General features: G+C 69.8%; 14 protein-coding genes. 5 read left to right on the forward strand and 9 right to left on the reverse strand.

The genetic code is table 11. The annotated features are described in order from the left end of the window. Positions 1-17: 17 nt before the first annotated feature. Complete coding sequence (thrS, locus tag L0U85_RS03170) at positions 18-2,039, reverse strand: threonine--tRNA ligase (RefSeq protein WP_241376249.1); 2,022 nt, start codon at positions 2,037-2,039, stop codon at positions 18-20. Between the two features lie 304 nt (positions 2,040-2,343). Between thrS and pcp the strand changes: the two genes are divergently transcribed. Further along, positions 2,344-2,961 (forward strand): pyroglutamyl-peptidase I, encoded by a 618-nt coding sequence (gene pcp, locus L0U85_RS03175; RefSeq protein WP_241376250.1) that lies wholly within the window; start codon positions 2,344-2,346, stop codon positions 2,959-2,961. Here the strand turns inward: pcp and L0U85_RS03180 are convergent. From L0U85_RS03180 to L0U85_RS03205, 6 genes are all read right to left on the reverse strand, one after another. Beyond that, complete coding sequence (locus L0U85_RS03180) at positions 2,958-3,920, reverse strand: zinc-binding dehydrogenase (protein WP_241376252.1); 963 nt, start codon at positions 3,918-3,920, stop codon at positions 2,958-2,960. The genes pcp and L0U85_RS03180 overlap by 4 nt on opposite strands. A 17-nt stretch (positions 3,921-3,937) precedes the next feature. Next, entirely contained in the window at positions 3,938-4,915 is a 978-nt protein-coding gene (locus L0U85_RS03185) for an NAD(P)/FAD-dependent oxidoreductase (RefSeq protein WP_241376254.1), read from the reverse strand. A gap of 319 nt (positions 4,916-5,234) precedes the next feature. Further along, the gene (locus L0U85_RS03190) at positions 5,235-8,738 is read right to left on the reverse strand and encodes a 5-oxoprolinase/urea amidolyase family protein (protein ID WP_241376255.1); all 3,504 of its coding nucleotides are present in this window, start codon (positions 8,736-8,738) and stop codon (positions 5,235-5,237) included. After that, entirely contained in the window at positions 8,735-9,355 is a 621-nt protein-coding gene (locus tag L0U85_RS03195) for an urea amidolyase associated protein UAAP2 (protein WP_241376256.1), read from the reverse strand. The genes L0U85_RS03190 and L0U85_RS03195 overlap by 4 nt, the downstream gene beginning before the upstream one ends. Further along, complete coding sequence (locus L0U85_RS03200; protein ID WP_241376257.1) at positions 9,352-10,188, reverse strand: urea amidolyase associated protein UAAP1; 837 nt, start codon at positions 10,186-10,188, stop codon at positions 9,352-9,354. The genes L0U85_RS03195 and L0U85_RS03200 overlap by 4 nt, the downstream gene beginning before the upstream one ends. Before the next feature lie 148 nt (positions 10,189-10,336). Further along, the gene (locus L0U85_RS03205) at positions 10,337-11,860 is read right to left on the reverse strand and encodes a sodium:solute symporter family protein (protein ID WP_241376259.1); all 1,524 of its coding nucleotides are present in this window, start codon (positions 11,858-11,860) and stop codon (positions 10,337-10,339) included. A gap of 271 nt (positions 11,861-12,131) precedes the next feature. Between L0U85_RS03205 and L0U85_RS03210 the strand changes: the two genes are divergently transcribed. The 4 genes from L0U85_RS03210 to L0U85_RS03225 are packed head-to-tail and all read left to right on the forward strand — an operon-like array spanning position 12,132 to position 15,447. After that, positions 12,132-12,863: a TetR/AcrR family transcriptional regulator gene (locus tag L0U85_RS03210; protein WP_277605306.1), complete on the forward strand. Its 732-nt coding sequence runs from the start codon at positions 12,132-12,134 to the stop codon at positions 12,861-12,863. Next, the gene (gene gmd, locus L0U85_RS03215) at positions 12,860-13,855 is read left to right on the forward strand and encodes a GDP-mannose 4,6-dehydratase (RefSeq protein ID WP_241376261.1); all 996 of its coding nucleotides are present in this window, start codon (positions 12,860-12,862) and stop codon (positions 13,853-13,855) included. Before L0U85_RS03210 ends, gmd begins: the two co-directional genes overlap by 4 nt. Positions 13,856-13,913: 58 nt before the next feature. Further along, positions 13,914-14,750, forward strand: a complete 837-nt coding sequence (locus L0U85_RS03220) for an aldo/keto reductase (protein WP_241376262.1) — start codon at positions 13,914-13,916, stop codon at positions 14,748-14,750. A 4-nt stretch (positions 14,751-14,754) separates the two neighbouring features. Continuing rightward, positions 14,755-15,447, forward strand: a complete 693-nt coding sequence (locus L0U85_RS03225) for an alpha/beta fold hydrolase (RefSeq protein ID WP_241376264.1) — start codon at positions 14,755-14,757, stop codon at positions 15,445-15,447. Here the strand turns inward: L0U85_RS03225 and L0U85_RS03230 are convergent. Further along, on the reverse strand, positions 15,431-16,267 hold the full coding sequence (locus L0U85_RS03230) for an alpha/beta fold hydrolase (protein ID WP_241376266.1): 837 nt from the start codon (positions 16,265-16,267) through the stop codon (positions 15,431-15,433). The genes L0U85_RS03225 and L0U85_RS03230 overlap by 17 nt on opposite strands. Before the next feature lie 66 nt (positions 16,268-16,333). After that, the gene (locus L0U85_RS03235; RefSeq protein WP_241376268.1) at positions 16,334-17,362 is read right to left on the reverse strand and encodes a hypothetical protein; all 1,029 of its coding nucleotides are present in this window, start codon (positions 17,360-17,362) and stop codon (positions 16,334-16,336) included. Positions 17,363-17,380: the final 18 nt, after the last annotated feature.

Here is a 17,380-nt window from a genome sequence, read left to right on the forward strand (position 1 = left end):
CGCGCCGCCGCGTCTCGCTACTCGCCTTCGGCCGCGGCCGAGGGGCCTTCGTTGACGCGCGATTCGACGACCTCGACCACGTGGGCGACGGCCTCGTCGATCGGGACGCCGTTGCGTTGGGAGCCGTCGCGGTAGCGGAACGAGACCGCGCCCGCGTTCTGGTCGTCGTCGCCGACGATGACCATGAAGGGGATCTTCTGCTGCTGGGCGTTGCGGATCTTCTTCTGCATGCGGTCGTCTGAGTGGTCGACCTCGCCGCGGATCCCGGCCTCGCGGAGCTTCGCGAAGAACCCGTCCAGGTAGTCGGCGTTCTCGTCGCGCACCGGGATGCCGATCGCCTGCACCGGGGCCAGCCAGGCCGGGAAGGCGCCCGCGTAGTGCTCGAGGAGCACTCCGAAGAATCGCTCGATCGAGCCGAACAGGGCCCGGTGGATCATGACCGGCTGCTTGCGGGTGCCGTCGGCGGCGGAGTACTCCAGCGCGAAGCGCTCCGGCTGGTTGAAGTCCAGTTGGATGGTCGACATCTGCCAGGTCCGGCCGATGGCGTCCTTGGCCTGCACCGAGATCTTCGGGCCGTAGTAGGCCGCGCCTCCGGGGTCCGCCACCAGGTCGAGTCCCGACGCCTCGGCGGCCTCCCGCAGCACGGCGGTGGCCTCCTCCCACCTGGCGTCGTCGCCGATGAACTTCGGCGAGTCGTCCTTGGTGGACAGCTCCAGGTAGAAGTCGTTGAGGCCGTAATCGCGCAGCAGCGACAGCACGAAGGTCAGCAGGCTCTTGATCTCCTCGGAGGCCTGCTCCTGGGTGCAGTAGATGTGCGCGTCGTCCTGGGTCATGCCGCGCACCCGGGTGAGGCCGTGGACGACGCCGGACTTCTCGTAGCGGTACACCGACCCGAACTCCGACAGGCGCAGCGGAAGCTCCCGGTAGGAGCGCCCCCGCGAGCGGTAGATCAGGTTGTGCATCGGGCAGTTCATGGCCTTGAGGTAGTAGTCGGCGCCCTCGAACTCCATGGGCGGGAACATCGAGTCGGCGTAGTACGGCAGGTGCCCCGAGGTCTCGAACAGGTTCGATTTGCTGATGTGCGGGGTGTTGACCAGGTCGTACCCGGCCTCCTTCTGCCGCTGCCGGAGGTAGGACTCCATCTCCTGGCGGACGATGCCGCCCTTGGGGTGGAACACCGGCAGGCCCGAGCCGAGCTCGTCGGGGAAGGAGAACAGGTCGAGCTGCGCGCCGAGCTTGCGGTGGTCGCGTTTGGCGGCCTCCTCCAGGCGCTGGAGGTACTCCTTCTGCTCGGCCTTGGTCGGCCAGGCGGTCCCGTAGATGCGCTGCAGCTGCGGGTTCTTCTCCGAGCCCATCCAGTACGCGGCGGCCGAGCGCATGAGCTTGACCGCCCCGATGAGCCTGGTCGAGGGCAGGTGCGGGCCCCGGCACAGGTCCGACCAGCACCGCTGGCCGGTCTTGGGGTCGACGTTGTCGTAGGCGGTGAGCTCGCCGCCGCCGACCTCCATGACCTCGTCGGCGTCGGTGCCCTCGCCCTTGGTCTCGATGAGCTCCAGCTTGTAGGGCTCGCCGGACAGTTCGGTGCGGGCCTCGTCGAGCGAGGCGTACCTGCGGCGGTGGAAGGTCTGGCCCTGCTTGATGATCTGCAGCATGCGCTTCTCGATCGTCTTCAGGTCGTCGGGGTTGAACGGCTCGGCGACGTCGAAGTCGTAGTAGAAGCCGTCGGTCACCGGCGGCCCGATGCCGAGCTTCGCCTCGCGCAGCTCCTGCACGGCCTGCGCCATGACGTGCGCGGCCGAGTGGCGCATGACGTTGAGCCCGTCGGGGCTGTTCAACGCGACCGGCTCGACCTTGGTGTCGGCCTCGGGAACCCAGTCCAGGTCGCGCAGCTGACCTTCCGGGTCGCGGACGACGACGATCGCGTCCGGGCCATGGGCGGGGAGCCCGGCCCCGGCCACCGCGTCGGCGCACGTAGTGCCAGCCGTCACCCAGAGCGGTTCGACGACGGCTGGACTGTTGTTCGGCGCTGCGGATGCCACGGTTCTCCCTCGATCACGTTCGGCCGGGTCTCGACCCGGCGCTGCACATTCGCGTCAATGGTAGTCGTCGGCACCGCCCGTGCTCCAACGCATTGCCCGCGGGTGGCCGGTCCCTGGGTATTTCCCTCAGTGAAGCCGTGACCTTGGATCGGGCTCCGAGGTGAGACCGAGTGAACGGCGAATGCCGCGACCGCTGCGGGCCGGGTCGCCGCTCCTGACAGTACGGTTGAAACCAGAAGGTTTCGACGCGCCCGCCGCGTATCCCGCGGCGGGCGCTTCCCGCCCCCTTGTAAGGAGTGTGATCATGCGCCGAGTTCTGCTGACCGGATTCGAACCGTTCGGTTTCATAGACGGCAACTCGTCGTGGGAGGCGGTCAAGCTGGCCGCCGAGCACCCGATCGAGGGCGCGGTGATCGAGACCGTGCTGCTTCCGGTGACGTTCTCGGGCGCACCCCTGTCCATGGAGGCCGCGATCGAGGCGTTCGATCCGGAGGTGGTCGTCGCGGTCGGCCAGGCGGGCGGCAGGGCCGCCGTCGCCGTCGAGCGGGTGGCGGTGAACCTTGTCGACGCCTCCATGCCGGACAACGACGGCCGCCAGCCGATCGGCGACGTACTGGTCGCCGACGGTCCCGGCGCCTACTTCACCGGTCTGCCGCTGCGGTCGTGCGTCGAAGCCGCGCGCGCGGCCGGGGTCCCCGCGGCGGAGTCCATGACGGCCGGCACGTACGTGTGCAACACCGTGTTCTACCGGCTCATGCACCTCGTGGCGACCCGCCGCCCGGGCCTGCGCGGCGGGTTCGTCCACGTGCCGCTCATGCCCGGGCAGTCGCTCGACGGCGCCTACCCGACGCTGTCGTCAGAGCTGGCCGCGAAGGCCATCGCCGCGATCGTTCGGACGGCACTGGACGGCGACCCTCACTAGTAGTTCTCGAGCACGATCTTCCCGAAGTGACCGCCGGCCTCCATGAGGCCGAGGGCCTCCTGAGCCTGCCGGAACGGCAGGCGGGTGGTGACGACGGGCTTGATCTCCCCCGAGTCGAGTGCGGGCCAGACGTGTTCGAAGACCTCGGCGAGGATCTGGCGGCGCTGCTCGATGGGGCGGCTGCGCAGAAGAGCGCCGGTGACGGTGTGGCGTTTGGCGAGCAGCCTGCCGAGATCGATCTCGGCGGTGCGTCCCTTCTGGAGACCGATGACGCTGAGCCGACCGTCGACCGCGAGGGCCTTGAGGTTCTGTTCGAGGTTGGCCGCCCCGATGATGTCCAAGATGGCGTCGGCGCCGTCGGCCGCGGCCAGTTCGGCGGCGAAGTCGCCCTCACGGTAGTCGACGACGTGATCGGCTCCGAGCGCTTCGAGCCGCTCCTGCGTGCCCGCTCGGGCGGTCGTCCAGACCTCGGCGCCGATGAGCTTGTGGGCGAACTGGACCGCGAAGGTGCCGATCCCTCCGGCGCCGCCGTGGACGAGCACACGCGGCCGTTCCTTGTGACGGCCGAGCAGATAGCCGAGGTTGGAGTAGACGGTGGCGGCCGCCTCCGGCAGGGCGGCGGCGTCGATCAGGTCCACACCCTCGGGTTTGGGCAGAACGAGTCCAGCGTCGACGGCCAGCAGCTCGGCGTAGCCGCCGCCGGGCACCAGCGCGCACACCTCGGTGTCCACCAATGCACTGTTGTCGTCGCCGCCGACGGCGACGATCCTGCCGGAGACCTCCAGGCCAGGCCAGGCGGGAGCCCCAGGCGGAGGCGGGTAGTGCCCGGCCACTTGGAGGAGGTCGGCCCGGTTGACTCCGGCCGCGGCGACTTCGATGAGGACCTCTTCGGGTCCGGGTTCCGGGTCGGGAACCGTGTCGGACACGAGGTTCCCGTCTGCAACGGTCAAGGCAAGCATGAACCGAATCCTAAGACTTACGTTCCTTCGCTTGAATGGCCGGGGAACAGATGGGCGTCCGGGTTCATGGCGACCGCGGCGTTGTTCACCGCCGTGGCGGCCTCGCCGAAGCCGGTGGCGATGAGCCGGACCTTGCCCCGGTACTGGGCGATGTCCCCCGCGGCGAACACGCCCGGCAGGTTGGTGGCCATGGTGGAGTCGACGAGGATGCAGCGTTTCTCGATGTCCAGGCCCCATTCGGTCATCGGCCCGAGGTCGGCGGTGAAGCCGAGTGCGGCGACGACCGTGTCCGCCGGGAGCCGGCGCGACTCGGACTCGCCCTTGACGTCGATTTCGACGCCGGTGACGCGCTCATCACCGATCAGGCGCGAGACCTGCGCGTTGACGACGATGGGGACGCCGAGGTCCCTGACGCGGGCCACCGAGCCCTCGTGTGCGCGGAACCGGTCGCGACGGTGGACGAGAGTGACGCTGCGGGCGACGGGATGCAGGGCCAGCGCCCAGTCGAAGGCCGAGTCGCCGCCGCCGACGACCACGACGTCCTTTCCGGCGTGCGCGGCGAGCTCGGGAACGAAGTAGACGACGCCTTCGCCGACGAAGTCGGCCGCGGCGGGCAGCGGCCGGGAGGCGAAGCTGCCGAGCCCGCCGGTGATGATGACCGCACCGCAGTTGACGCGGGTGCCGTCGTCGAAGTCGAGCACCGGCCCGCGCTCGGCGTGCGTGAGCTTCTCGGCGCGGCGTCCGAGCAGGTAGTCGGGGTGGAACGGCGCTGCCTGCCGCACCAGGTTGTCGACCAGTTCGCGGCCCTTGATCTCGGGGAAGCCGCCGACGTCGAAGATGAGCTTCTCGGGGTACATGGCGGTGATCTGGCCGCCGGGCTCGGGCAGCGCGTCGGCGACGACCGTCGACAGGCCTCTGAATCCCGCGTAATACGCGGCGTAGAGACCGGTCGGGCCGGCACCGATGATGGCCAGGTCGACTTCGATATCGGGCATTCACTATCACCGACTCCGTTGGCAGGGATACCTGGATCACATGGTAACCACCAAAGCGCGCCGGTGGGACCATCCGACCGGTCGGATCGCCCGAGCCCGATCGGCGGCGCGGAGCACGCCGGCGAAGACCGGGGCGTCGGCGCCGAGATGCCATCGACCTGGAAGCGGTCGAGCGCGGACCGAGCCCCGCCGCAGTCGCCACCGCTGCGGCGCGACCGCCCTCGTGTATCCGCGGTGGCACGTTCGCACCGACGAGCGCTCCTCCACGAGCAGCGAAGACGCGAAGCCGATGGCAGGCGGCGTGCGGAACCGCCATCCTTCACTGCCGGTCCAGAACGGCCACAGCAGATCCGGCCGCCACCTGACTTCCCGGCTCCACAAGCACCTTGAGGACCCGACCGTGCTGCGGGGCGACGACCGGCGTCTCCATCTTCATGGCTTCCAGGACGAACAGGGTCTGGCCCGCCTCGACGGCCTGACCGGGCTCGACCTCGACCTTCCAGACCGCCGCCGCCAGCGGCGACTCCACGACGGCTCCTCCTGGCGGGGCCTCGATCGCCGACTGCGGCGCGGCGGCCGGCTCGGCCTGCTGGCGGTCGAACTCACCGGAGGCCTCCCAGGCGGCCCGCTCGACCGCGAACGCCGCCGACTGGCGCTCCTTGAACTCGGCTATGCCAGCCGCGTTGCGATCGAGGAAGTCCCGGTAGTCGCTGTAGCGGAACTCCCCTTCGACCGTTCTCGGCATGAACCTGCCCGCGGCCATCTCGGCCCGCAGCTCCCCCAGCTCCTCGGATTCGACCGGATACCAGCGGATCCGGTCGAAGAAGCGCAGCAGCCACGGCTTGCCCGGCTCGAACGGGCCCCGCTGGCGGTGGGTGTTCCACACCTGCACCGTGCGGCCCACGAACTGGTAGCCGCCGGGGCCCTCCATGCCGTAGACGCACAGATAGGCGCCGCCGATGCCGACGGCGTTCTGCGGAGTCCAGGTGCGCGCCGGGTTGTACTTGGTGGTCACCAGCCTGTGCCTCGGATCGAGAGGCGTCGCCACCGGAGCGCCGAGGTAGACGTCCCCGAGCCCGAGCACCATGTACTCGGCGTCGAAGAGGATCCGGTGGACCTCGTCCACATCGTCCAGCCCGTTCATGCGGCGAATGAACTCGATGTTCCACGGGCACCAGGGGGCGTCGTCGCGGACGCCGTTCATGTACCGGTCGATGGCCTCGCGGGTCGACGGGTCGTCCCACGACAGCGGCAGCCACACCTCGCGGCTCGGCACGGCGAGCTCGTCGGTCGAGGGCAGCGACTCCTCGATCCCGCCGAGCAGATCCACCAGTTCGCGCTGGCCGATCCGGGCAGGGTCGAAGTGGATCTGGAGGCTGCGGACACCCGGGGTCAGGTCGATCAGTTCCTCGCCGAGGTGCTCGGCGACCGCCTCGGCCAGCACGTGAACGCGCATGCGCAGCGCCAGATCGAGCGTGTGCGGGCCGTATTCGACCAGCACGTTGTCGTCGCCGGAGCGCCGGTAGACGGCCTCGGGGCGGTCGGGTCCGGCCGGCGACTCGGCGAGCACGGGCGGAGTGTCGTCCACCCTGGTGAAGCGGACGGTGTCGCCGGGCCGGAGCTGTCCGAGCCTCCAGCGCTCGGCGGAGGTGACGGTCGCGGGGCAGACGAAGCCGCCGAGGCTGGGCCCGTCGGGTCCGAGGAGGACGGGCATGTCACCGGTGAAGTCGACCGCTCCGATCGCGTAGGCGTTGTCGTGGATGTTGGACGGGTGGAGGCCGGCCTCGCCGCCGTCCTCTCTGGCCCATCGCGGTTTCGGGCCGGTCAGTCGGACGCCGGTACGCGCGGAGTTGAAGTGGACTTCCCAAGCGGCGGCGTAGAACTCAGCCATGTCCTCGGGTGTGAAGAAGTCCGGGGCGGCGTGCGGGCCTTCGACGACGGGCAGCTCCCACGCGTTGGTGAAGTGCGGCCGGTCGGCTTCGGCCACCGGCGCCGGTTCGGCAAGGCCGTCGGGGTCCGCGGGACGGACGACGTCGCCGGTGCGCAGCACGCCTCCGGTGAGGCCGCCGATCTCGCCGAGGGTGAAGGTGGCGGCGGAGCCGAGGTAGGCGGGGACGTCGAGGCCGCCTCGGACGAGCAGGTAGGTGCGCAGACCCCTCTGCTGGGGAGCGGCGATCGCGAGTTCGGCTCCGGCCTGGACGGTGACCGGTTCCCATTGCGACGCCCGGCGTCCGTCGACGGTGACTTCGGTGGGCGCGCCGGTGACGCAGACGAGGGTATCGGCGCTGAAGCGCAGGGTCGGGCCCTGGGCGACGCATTCGAGTCCGGGTGCGCCCTCGGGGTTGCCCAGGGCGCGGTTGCCGAGTCGGAACGAGCGGTCGTCCATCGGCCCGGAGGGCGGGAGTCCGACCTGCCAGTAGCCGACGCGGCCGGGCCAGTCCTGCACGGTGGTCTGGGTGCCGCCGCTGACGACGTCGATGCGCGGCCGCGGGTCAGCGATGTCGGCGAGGGTGGCGGTGGTGTGCTCGGCGGCGGTGAAAGCGTCGTCGGCGAGGGCGGCGGCGAGCTGGCCCTGGTTCGTCTCTATCCCGGCGACCTCGAGTTCGCCGAGCGCTCGGGCCGCCGCCGCGACCGCCGCCGCGCGGTCGGGTCCGTGGGCGATGAGCTTGGCGATCATGGGGTCGTAGTGGGGGCCGACCTCGGTCCCCGCCTCGATCCAGGTGTCGACGCGGACCCGCTCGGGCAGCCGGAGGTGGGTGACGGTGCCGGTGGACGGCTGGTGGCCCTTGCCGGGGTCTTCGGCGTAGAGGCGGGTTTGGACGGCGTGTCCGCTCGGCGTCAGCGAACACCCCATCATCGATTTGTCTTCTTGAGCGAGTCTGATCATCCATTCGACCAGGTCGATGCCGAAGACGGCCTCGGTGACCGGGTGCTCGACCTGGAGGCGGGTGTTGACCTCCAGGAACGCGACGTCTCCGCGGTCGGTGTCGTAGAGGAATTCGACGGTCCCCGCCGAGCGGTATCCGACCGAGGAGCACAGACGCCGTGCCGCCTCCCGGATCTGTTCGCGCAGCGGAGCCGGGAGGTTCGGCGCGGGGGCCTCCTCGACGACCTTCTGGTTGCGGCGCTGGAGGGAGCAGTCGCGGTCGCCGACCACGACCACGTCGCCGGCGCCGTCTCCGAAGACCTGGGCCTCGACGTGGCGGGCGCGGCGGACGAGCCGTTCGAGGAAGAGCCCGGCATCGCCGAAACCGGCCTCGGCGACGCGTTTGACGCCCTCCCAGGCCCCACGCAGCTCCTCGGCGGTCGAGGCGGGCCGCATGCCGATCCCGCCGCCGCCCGCGGTCGCCTTGAGCATGACCGGGTAGCCGATGCGGTCGGCCTCGGCCAGCGCTTCGCCGACGTCGCCGAGCAGGCCGGTGCCTGGCATGAGCGGGACTCCGGCGGCCTCGGCGGCGGCGCGGGCGGTGTGCTTGGCGCCGAACAGGTCGAGCTGTGCGGGCGTGGGTCCGACGAAGGCGATTCCGGCGGCTTCGACGGCGCGGGCGAAGGCGGCGTTCTCTGACAGGAATCCGTATCCGGGGTGGATCGCTCCGGCGCCGGTGGCCAGGGCTGCTTCGAGGACGGCGTCGGCGCGCAGGTAGGAGTCGGCCGGGGCGGGTCCGCCGATGGGGACGGCCTCGTCGGCGGCGTCGACGTGCGCGGCGCCGCGGTCGGCCTCGGAGTAGACGGCGACGGTCTTCAGGCCGAGGCGTCTGGCGGTGGCGATGACGCGGACGGCGATCTCGCCGCGGTTGGCGACGAGCAGGGTGTCGAAGGTCAAGCCGGGTCCTCCTCGGTCACGATCACCTTGATCGGCGTGGGGTTGAAGGCGTTGCACGGGTTGTTGATCTGGGGGCAGTTGGAGACGAGGGCGATGACGTCGCGCTCGGCGCGGACGGTGACCTCCAGTCCGGGGGCCGAGATGCCGTCGACGATGCCGAGGCAGCCGTCGGCCTCCACGGGCACGTTCATGAACCAGTTGATGTTGCCGGTCAGGTCCCGTTTGCCGAGGCCCCATCTGGCGCCCTCGTGGAGGAAGTTCTCGACGCAGGCGTGCTGGCTCCAGGTCTGGTGTCCGTAGCGGAGGGTGTTGGACTCTTTGGAGCAAGCGCCGCCGATGGTGTCGTGGCGGCCGCAGTTGTCGGCGGTGATCGTCGCCATGGGACGGTGCTCGACGTCGCGCAGGACCGATCCGGTGGTGAGGAACAGGTTGCCGGCGGCGGCGACGGTGTTCTGGGCGCTGTAGCGCAGGTCGGTGTCGTGCGCGTCGTAGAGCAGGAAGTCGACGGCCTGGTTGCCGCCGAGGTCGACGATGGTGAGCGACCGCCCGGCCTCGACGATGCCGGACCAGGGCGCGCGGGCGGCGACGACGTGCTCGGCGAGGGTCTTGGCGGTCATACTGCGGCTCCGAGGAATTCGGCGGTGTTGGACAGGGCTCGGCGAATCTCGGGTGTGGAGGTCCACAGGGGGTCGCCGGGGGCGGTGGGCCGGTCCTTCCATGCGAGGACGCGAAGGCTGGTGGCGGTGTATTCGTCACGCGGGTCGAGCGGGTGGGGGGTGTTGGCGAGCAGGAGCAGCAGCGGGGCCTCGGCGCGGAGGCGGACGCGCTTCCCGGCTCCGGCGCCGCCGGTCCAGTGGAGGCGGCCTTCCTCGTCCGCCTTGACGCCCTTGAAGAGGCTGACCACCGGCGGCAGGTCGCGGGCGGTGAGGGCGTGTTTGGCGGCGGCGAGCTTGAGCAGCTCGCGGGCGGCGGGGGTGGTGCTCCAGGGGCTGCCGTCGCCGTAGCGCTCCCGGTTCTGGGCGGCGGTGGCGGCGCCGCAGAAGGTGTCGTGGCGGCCGGATTCGTCCAGTGCGAGGCTGGCGAGCGCGCGGCCCTGGTCGGACAGGAGGAGGCCGCCCTCGCCGAGGTAGGCGCTCCATTGGACCTTGACGGTGTCGGCGACGCACAGGCGCTCCCAGGGCCGTCCGGCCCAGGCGAGTGCGATCTGGGCGCAGGCGTCGCCGTCGAGGTCGGTGAGTTCGACTACGGTGCCCGGCGCGAGGACCTTGTGGGTGTAGCCGCCGCCGCGGACGGTCTCGGCCCACACCATGTGCTCGTCGGCGAGCTCGCCCGGAACCCCGGGAAAAGCGCTCGCTGGAACCCAGGGGCGGTCGAGTGCGGTCGATGCGGCCTCCTGCGCGCGGGCGTGTTCTCGGGCGGCATAGGTCGTCGAAGTCGAGGAATCAGTCATCGTGGCCTCCGATTTCGAATTTCTATCGTTTGATAGAAACTACAGTTCGTTGCGATCGGGGGAATTGCCTTCATGTTTCGTCGCGGTTTCCTACCGCTCACGAACGAGGGGCGCGGGCTCCGCCCGCGCCCCTTCGTCCGCGCTCAGCTCAGTCCTCGGCCCCCACCGGAACCTTCTCCGGCTGGGCCTGGATCGGGACCGAGGCCGGCGCCGTCAGCGCGGCCCTCGCCGGACGCACCAGAGCGGCGACCGCGTAGGCCGCGAGTCCGCTCGCGACGGCGATGAACGTGGGCCAGCCGTCGAAGGCCGGTGTCACCACGTCGTTCGCGAAGTAGAGCAGGTCGTTCGGTGCACCGTAGATCGTGGGCGTGACCGCGAAGAGCACCAGCCGGACTCCGGTGCCCACCGCGATCGCGGCCAGGGCCGCGACCGCCCCGCCGCGCCGCCAGTAGTGGCCGACGATGAACGGCACGGCCAGCCCGGCGAGCATGAGGTCGAACGCCAGCGTGAGCAAGATGCCGGTCTGCGGCACCCGGACCGCCATGACCACCGACAGGATCACGATCGGGAACATCGCCCATCGGCTCGCGCGCAGCAGCGGGTCCTTCCCGGCACCGAAGATCTTCAAGCCCGGAAGCCTGCCGTTGTCGGTGTCGCGGATCCCGGCGATGTTGCGGGCGACGACCGCGCCGGTCCCGAGGATGGCCCCGTTGGCGGTCGAGCACGAGGCGGCCACGATCGCCGCCAGCACCGCCATGGCCAGCCCGGTGGGCGCGTGGTCTTCGAGGAGGGTGAACAGCACGGCCTCTCCCCCGTCCGCTCCGACGATGTCGACCGCCGAGAGCGCCACGTAGGTGAACGGGATGCCGATGAGGAGCGTGCCGGCCGCCCCGAGGAAGCAGGCGCGGCGCGCGACCTGCGGGCTCTTGGCGGCGAAGATGCGCTGCATGAAGTCGATGGCCACGATGTCGCCGACGCCGAGCGCGATGAGGGTCGCCCAGTTGATCGGCGCGCCTCCGGCCGTGGAGGTCAACTGCTCGAAGTCGAAGGCGCCCATGCCCTCCGGCACGGAGATGCCATGGGTGAGGGCGACCCACGCGAACAGGGCGGCGGTGGCGACGACGGTGATGGCCATCTGCGCGGCGGCGGTGTACGCGTCGGCGAACATGCCGCCGGCGACCGTGTAGGTGAGCACCACCGCGACGATGAGGAGCACTCCGATCGAATAGTCGATGCCGAGGAAGTGCTCGAACAGGAAACCGCCCGCGACGAGGTTCCCGGCGAGGAGGACGACATAGGCCACGACCATGAGGACCGAGGAGGAGACCTCGACCTGTCGGCCGTAGCGGCGGGCGTACCAGTCGGGCAGGGTGAGGAGTTTCGCGGCGTTCATGGGCTTGGCGAAGAAGATGCCGGTGAGCACCAGGCAGAGGGCGAGGCCGATGGGCAGGCTGGCTCCGGCCCAGAAGCCGAAGCCGTAGGCGAGGTCGGTGTTGCCGAGGGTGGCGTTGGAGTCGACGGCCTGGGCCATGAGCCCGGCGGCGACGAGCGGCAGACCGAGCGTGCGGCCTGCCACGAGGTAGCGTCCGGAGTCGCCCTCGACCTTGCGGGAGACCGCGAGACCGATGGCCAGGACGATGAGGATGGAGAGTCCTACACCGAGGAGTATCATCAGGAACCTTCCGGGAGCCGATTTCTATCAATTGACAGAAATCAACCGCCTCGGGGTTTCGATCGGTCGATAGAATTTATTTCGTTCACATGAATCTCTCCGCACAAGTGAAACATGCACGTGTGAGTCGATCCGGCGAAGCGCTTCCACATGCGCCGGGGGAGGTCGCCCGCTCGGTCGAGACGCGCGGAGTCCGCATGGCCTGCATTAGACTTGGCCGCGCACCACGGACAGGAAGGCACAACCGATCTCGATGGCAGCGAAAGAGCCCATGACAGAGCGACCCCGGCGGCGAGTGGGCCGCCCCCGCGTCGCCCCCGAGGACGACGGCGCCGAACCCCGCGAGCAGATCCTCGCCGCCGCCGCCGAACTCTTCACGACCCAGGGCTACACCGCCACCTCCACGCGGGCGATCACCGCGAAGGCCGGCCTCCGCCAGGCCAGCATGTACTACTACTTCGCCTCGAAGGAGGAGCTGCTTCGCACCCTCCTCGAAACCACCGTGGCCCCGTCCCTCGAATTCGCCCGCTGGGCGCTGACGGAGCGCGAGGCGATGGCCGAGGCCCGCTTGTGGGCGCTGACCCGCATCGACGCCGCCCAGCTGGCCGGAGCCCGGCACAACCTGGGGGCACTCTACCTGCTGCCGGAGGTGCGCCGCCCCGCCTTCGAGTCGTTCCGGGACCTGCGCGACAGGCTGCGCGACACCTACAAGCAGCTGCTGAGCCAGACCGCCGCCGGCCTCCTCTACACGCCAGGCGAGCTGCACCAGCGTTCGCGACTCGTCTTCGGCCTGGTCGAAGGCGTCATCCTCGCCCGCCAGGACAACGCGACCGTCTCCGACCCGGTCTGCTTCTCGGCCGACGTCGCCGACGGCGCGATGCGCCTCGCCGACGTCGGCGACATGTCCGAGGCCAGGAAGCAGGGCATGAGCCTGTGCGCGGACTGGCTGGGCCGGTCGGCGCACTACAGTGGTCACGGCGAGGACGAGGCGGGCGGCGAATGACGGCCAAGAAGGCACTGATCACCGGCATCAGCGGACAGGACGGCTCGTATCTGACCGAGCTGCTGCTGGCCAAGGACTACGAGGTCCACGGGATCGTCCGGCACACCTCGTCGCTGATCGCCAACACCTCCCGCCTCGCCCCGGTCTACCAGGACCCGCACGAGTCGGGACGCCGGCTCTTCCTCCACAAGGGCGATGTGACCGACGCCGGGCTGCTGGTCAACCTCATCCGCGACATCCGACCGGAGGAGATCTACAACCTGGCCGCGCAGAGCCACGTGCGTGTCAGCTTCGACCTGCCCGACTACACCGCGAACGTCACCGCGCTCGGCGCGATCCGGTTGCTGGAGGCGGTGCGCGCCTCGGGGATCGACACCCGCGTCTATCAAGCGTCCACTTCGGAGATGTTCGGTCTCACCGCCCCGCCCCAGGACGAGCGGGCCCCGTTCCATCCGCGCAGCCCTTACGGCATCGCGAAGCTGTTCGCGCACTGGTCGACCGTCAACTACCGCGAGTCCTACGGCATGTTCGCCGTCAGCGGCATCGCGTTCAACCACGAGAGCCCGCGCCGCGGCGAGACGTTCGTGACCCGCAAGATCACCAGGGCGGTCGCCCGCATCAAGGCCGGCATCGAGAAGCGTGTCTACCTGGGCAATCTCGACGCGGTCCGCGACTGGGGCTACGCGCCGGAGTACGTCGAGGCGATGTGGCTCATGCTCCAGCACTCCGAGCCGGTCGACTACGTCGTCGCAACCGGGCGGTCCGCCACCGTCCGCGACTTCGCCGAGGCCGCCTTCGCCCACGCCGGGCTCGACTGGCGCGACCACGTCGAGCACGACGACCGGTACGAACGGCCCGCGGACGTCCCCGAGCTCATAGGCGACCCCTCGAAGATCGCCCGCGAGATCGGCTGGAAGGCGAAGGTCCACTGGGACGAGCTGGCCCGCATCATGGTCGACGCCGACCGCGCCGCGCTCGGCGAAGGCGCCTGAGGATTTCGGGCAGCCGATACGGGCTTGGGTCCACGCTCGAATGGATACGATCGCGGGCATGACCGAATTCAACGCACCGATCGAACTGAACGACGGCGTTTCCATGCCCCGCATCGGATACGGGACCTACAAGGTCGGAGACGACAAGGCGCGGCAGACCGTCGAGACGGCCCTGGAGCTGGGTTACCGGCTGGTGGACACCGCCGAGATGTACGGCAACGAGGTCGGCGTCGGCTCCGCCGTCGCGAACTCCGGACTCCCCCGCGCCGACGTGTTCCTTACCAGCAAGCTCTGGAACGACCACCACGGCTACGACTCGGCCCGCCGGGCTCTGGAGGCGTCCCTCGAACACCTCGGCACCGACTACATCGACCTGTACATGATCCACTGGCCGTCCCCGAAGCAGGACCTGTACGTCGAGACGTTCCAGGCGCTGCTCAAGGCGAAGGAGGAGGGCCTGATCCGCTCGGCCGGGGTGTCCAACTTCCTGCCCGAGCACCTTGAACGGGTCAAGGACGAGACCGGCGCGTGGCCGTCGGTCAACCAGGTCGAACTGCACCCGTACTTCAACCAGCCGCGCCTGCGGGCCTGGCACGCCGAAAGGGGCATCGCCACCGAGTCGTGGGGGCCGCTGGGCCAGCGCACCGGCTCGCTGCTGCACGAGCGGGCGGTGGTCGACGCGGCCACGGCCCACGAGAAGACCGCCGCGCAGGTGGTCATCCGCTGGCACCTCCAGCGCGAGTGCGTGGTCATCCCGAAGTCCTCGCACACCGAGCGGATCGCCGAGAACCTCCAAGTGTTCGACTTCGCGTTGACCGAAGAGGAGCTCGACGCCATCGACGCCCTCGAAACGGGCGAGCGTCAGGGCATCGACCCCGGCGGCCACGAGAGGTGAACCGGTGCTGATCGCTCTGCTGCACAGCCCGCTGACCGGCCCTGCCGCGTGGGAGCCGGTGGCCGCCTCGCTGCGCCGGCGCGGCCTGCGCGTGGTGGCGCCGACGCTCGTGGAGGCATTCGACGCCGACCCGCCCTACCATCGGGCGATCGCAGGCCGGGTCGGTCGGCAGATCGCCGAAGCCGGGCCCGACGGCCCTGTGACGCTGGTGGCGCACAGCGGCGCCGGTGCGCTGCTGCCCGCGATCGCCGCGGCGGTCCCGCAGGTCGAGGGTGCGGTGTTCGTCGATGCGCTGCTGCCTCACCCGGGCCGGAACTGGTTCGCGACCGTTCCTCCGGAGATGCGCGAGCACCTGAAGGGCCTGGTCGACGGGGACCGTCTGCCGAGGTGGAGCGACTGGTTTCCGCCCGAGGTGATCGAAGGGCTCCTCCCCGATCCCGAACAGCGCCGCCGCTTCATCGGGGAGCTGCCGCGGACGCCGCTCGCCTATTTCGAGGAGACCGCGCCTTCGCCGGAGTCATGGCCGCCGCGGCGATGCGCCTACGTGCGTCTCAGCGACGGCTATCGCGACGAGGAGGCCGAGGCGTCCCGACTGGGCTGGCCGGTCCGCCGCCTCGACGGCGATCACCTCTCGATCATGACCCGGCCCGAAGCGGTGGCCGAGATCCTCGACGGGCAGGTCAACGACCGGTGGTGAGGCCGAGGCCGTCGGCCGTCTCCACGACGGCGTCGACGACCTCGTCGCCGGCGACCAGAGCGGGATCGTTGTGGCCGGTCGCCTCGACGTGGACCAGGGTCACCGGGGTTCCGGCCGCCTCGGCGGCCCCGGCGACGGCCTTGCTCTGGTCGGCCGGGACGATCTCGTCGGCGTCGCTGTAGACGACGGTGACCGGTGCGCCGTTGGAAGCGAGGTCCTCGACGACGGGGAAGCGGTCGCGCAGGATCAGGTCGACAGGGAGTAGTGGGTAGTGCTCCTTGCCGGCGTCGGCCAGGCTCGTGAACGGCGAGCGCAGCACGAGCGCGGCAGGGTCGACCTCAGTGGACAGTCTAGTGACGACGCCGGCGCCGATGCTCTCGCCGAACAGGGCGATCCGGTCGGCCGCGAAGCGTTCCCGCAGGTGGCCCCAGGCGGCGCGGGCGTCGTCGTACAGGCCGTTCTCACTCGGTGAACCGGGATTGCCGCCGTAGCCGCGGTACTCGAGCAGCAGCACGGTGAACCCTTCGGCGGCGAGCGCCCGGCCGAGTGGCGCTCGTCCGGCCCGGTTCCCGGCGTTCCCGTGTGCCACCAGGACGGCCGCTTCTCGGTCGATGGATGGTTCGGGAGCGAACTCCCAGGCGGTGAGGTCCAGCCCGTCGGCGGTGTGCAGCGTGACCGCGGCGGCGTCGGGAGGGACGGACGGGGTCGACTCATCGGGGTGGTAGATGAGTGACCGCTGCCCGAACCAGACGGCGAGGAACACCAGCGCCACGACGATGAGGACGATGACGGACACGCGCACGATCCCGGCCCAGGGCATACCCGTATTATGCCGCCCCGCGGCCGGCACGTCGCCAGACGCCTCGACTGTTGCTGCAGAGCCGAGTCAGAAGTTCACTTCCCATACAGTGACTTCAAGGGAGTCGACCAGTGTCAGGCCCTCGTCTCTCTGGTTGTCGTGCATGTCACCTACCGGTACGAATTCGACGGTGACGCCTGTCGCCTCAGCGGGGACCTCGAACACGGTCTTCTCCATCACCGCATTGCCGGTGGCGTTGCGCTTGGTCCAATCCACCGGCGCATAGGTCGAATCGCCATCCGACACCCTTACGGCCCGTTCCAGATCGAGCAGCCAACTCGCCTTTCCCTCGAAGGACGACTCGGAACCGCACCACCTGAACGCGACGACGATGAAGACAGTGCCCTCGGTCGCCCAGCCCCGATCCTCGTTCCAGACACCCCGGGTGACCTCACCCCAAGGGCTGGTGCAGGTCGTATGCCAAATGGACTCGCTACTCCGCATGAGGACGTCTTCGTACTCGTATCCGTCGAGCTCGAAGGCGCCCAGTTCGACTTCGTTGTAGTAGGCGAGGACCGGGTCGACCTGCTCACCGGTGCGGAAGTCGAGTCCCTGGGCGCGACCATCGTCCTCGACCCACAGCACAGCGTCCTCACCGGCTCGAACGCTGACCGCGACGAAACCGCCGCGCGGCGGCAGGGCTTTCAGATCGATCCGCCGGTCTCCGGCCTCGACCCAGACTTCGAGCGGGCCGCCGCCGTCTTCCGGCTGATGGGTCGGGGTGAGCGCGAGCTGATTGATCAAGAGCTCCGCGCCGTCGACGAGCAGTGGCAGATCGGCCAGCCGCTCGGTCTGCTCGGCCATGTGCTCAGGGACTTCGTCGACGGCGAATTGGCACAGCATGGTGACCGCGAAGTGCGCTCCCATCAGGTCCGCACCGGCGTCCCCCAGCCAGGCCTCATCTTCCCGGCCGCACCAAGGGTTCTCACTAGAGCCGGTGAAGATCTCATAAACTCCGGTGGTCTCGAGCGGTTCGATCTCGGCGCAGGCGGTCGCGCTCAGCATCACTGCGGCGAGCGGGGCGAGGGTCGTCAGCGACTTGCACGAAAGGGGCACGCGGTGACCATAAGCGAG

The sequence above is a fragment of the Glycomyces sp. L485 genome, assembly GCF_022548875.1.
Taxonomy (GTDB): domain Bacteria; phylum Actinomycetota; class Actinomycetes; order Mycobacteriales; family Micromonosporaceae; genus Glycomyces.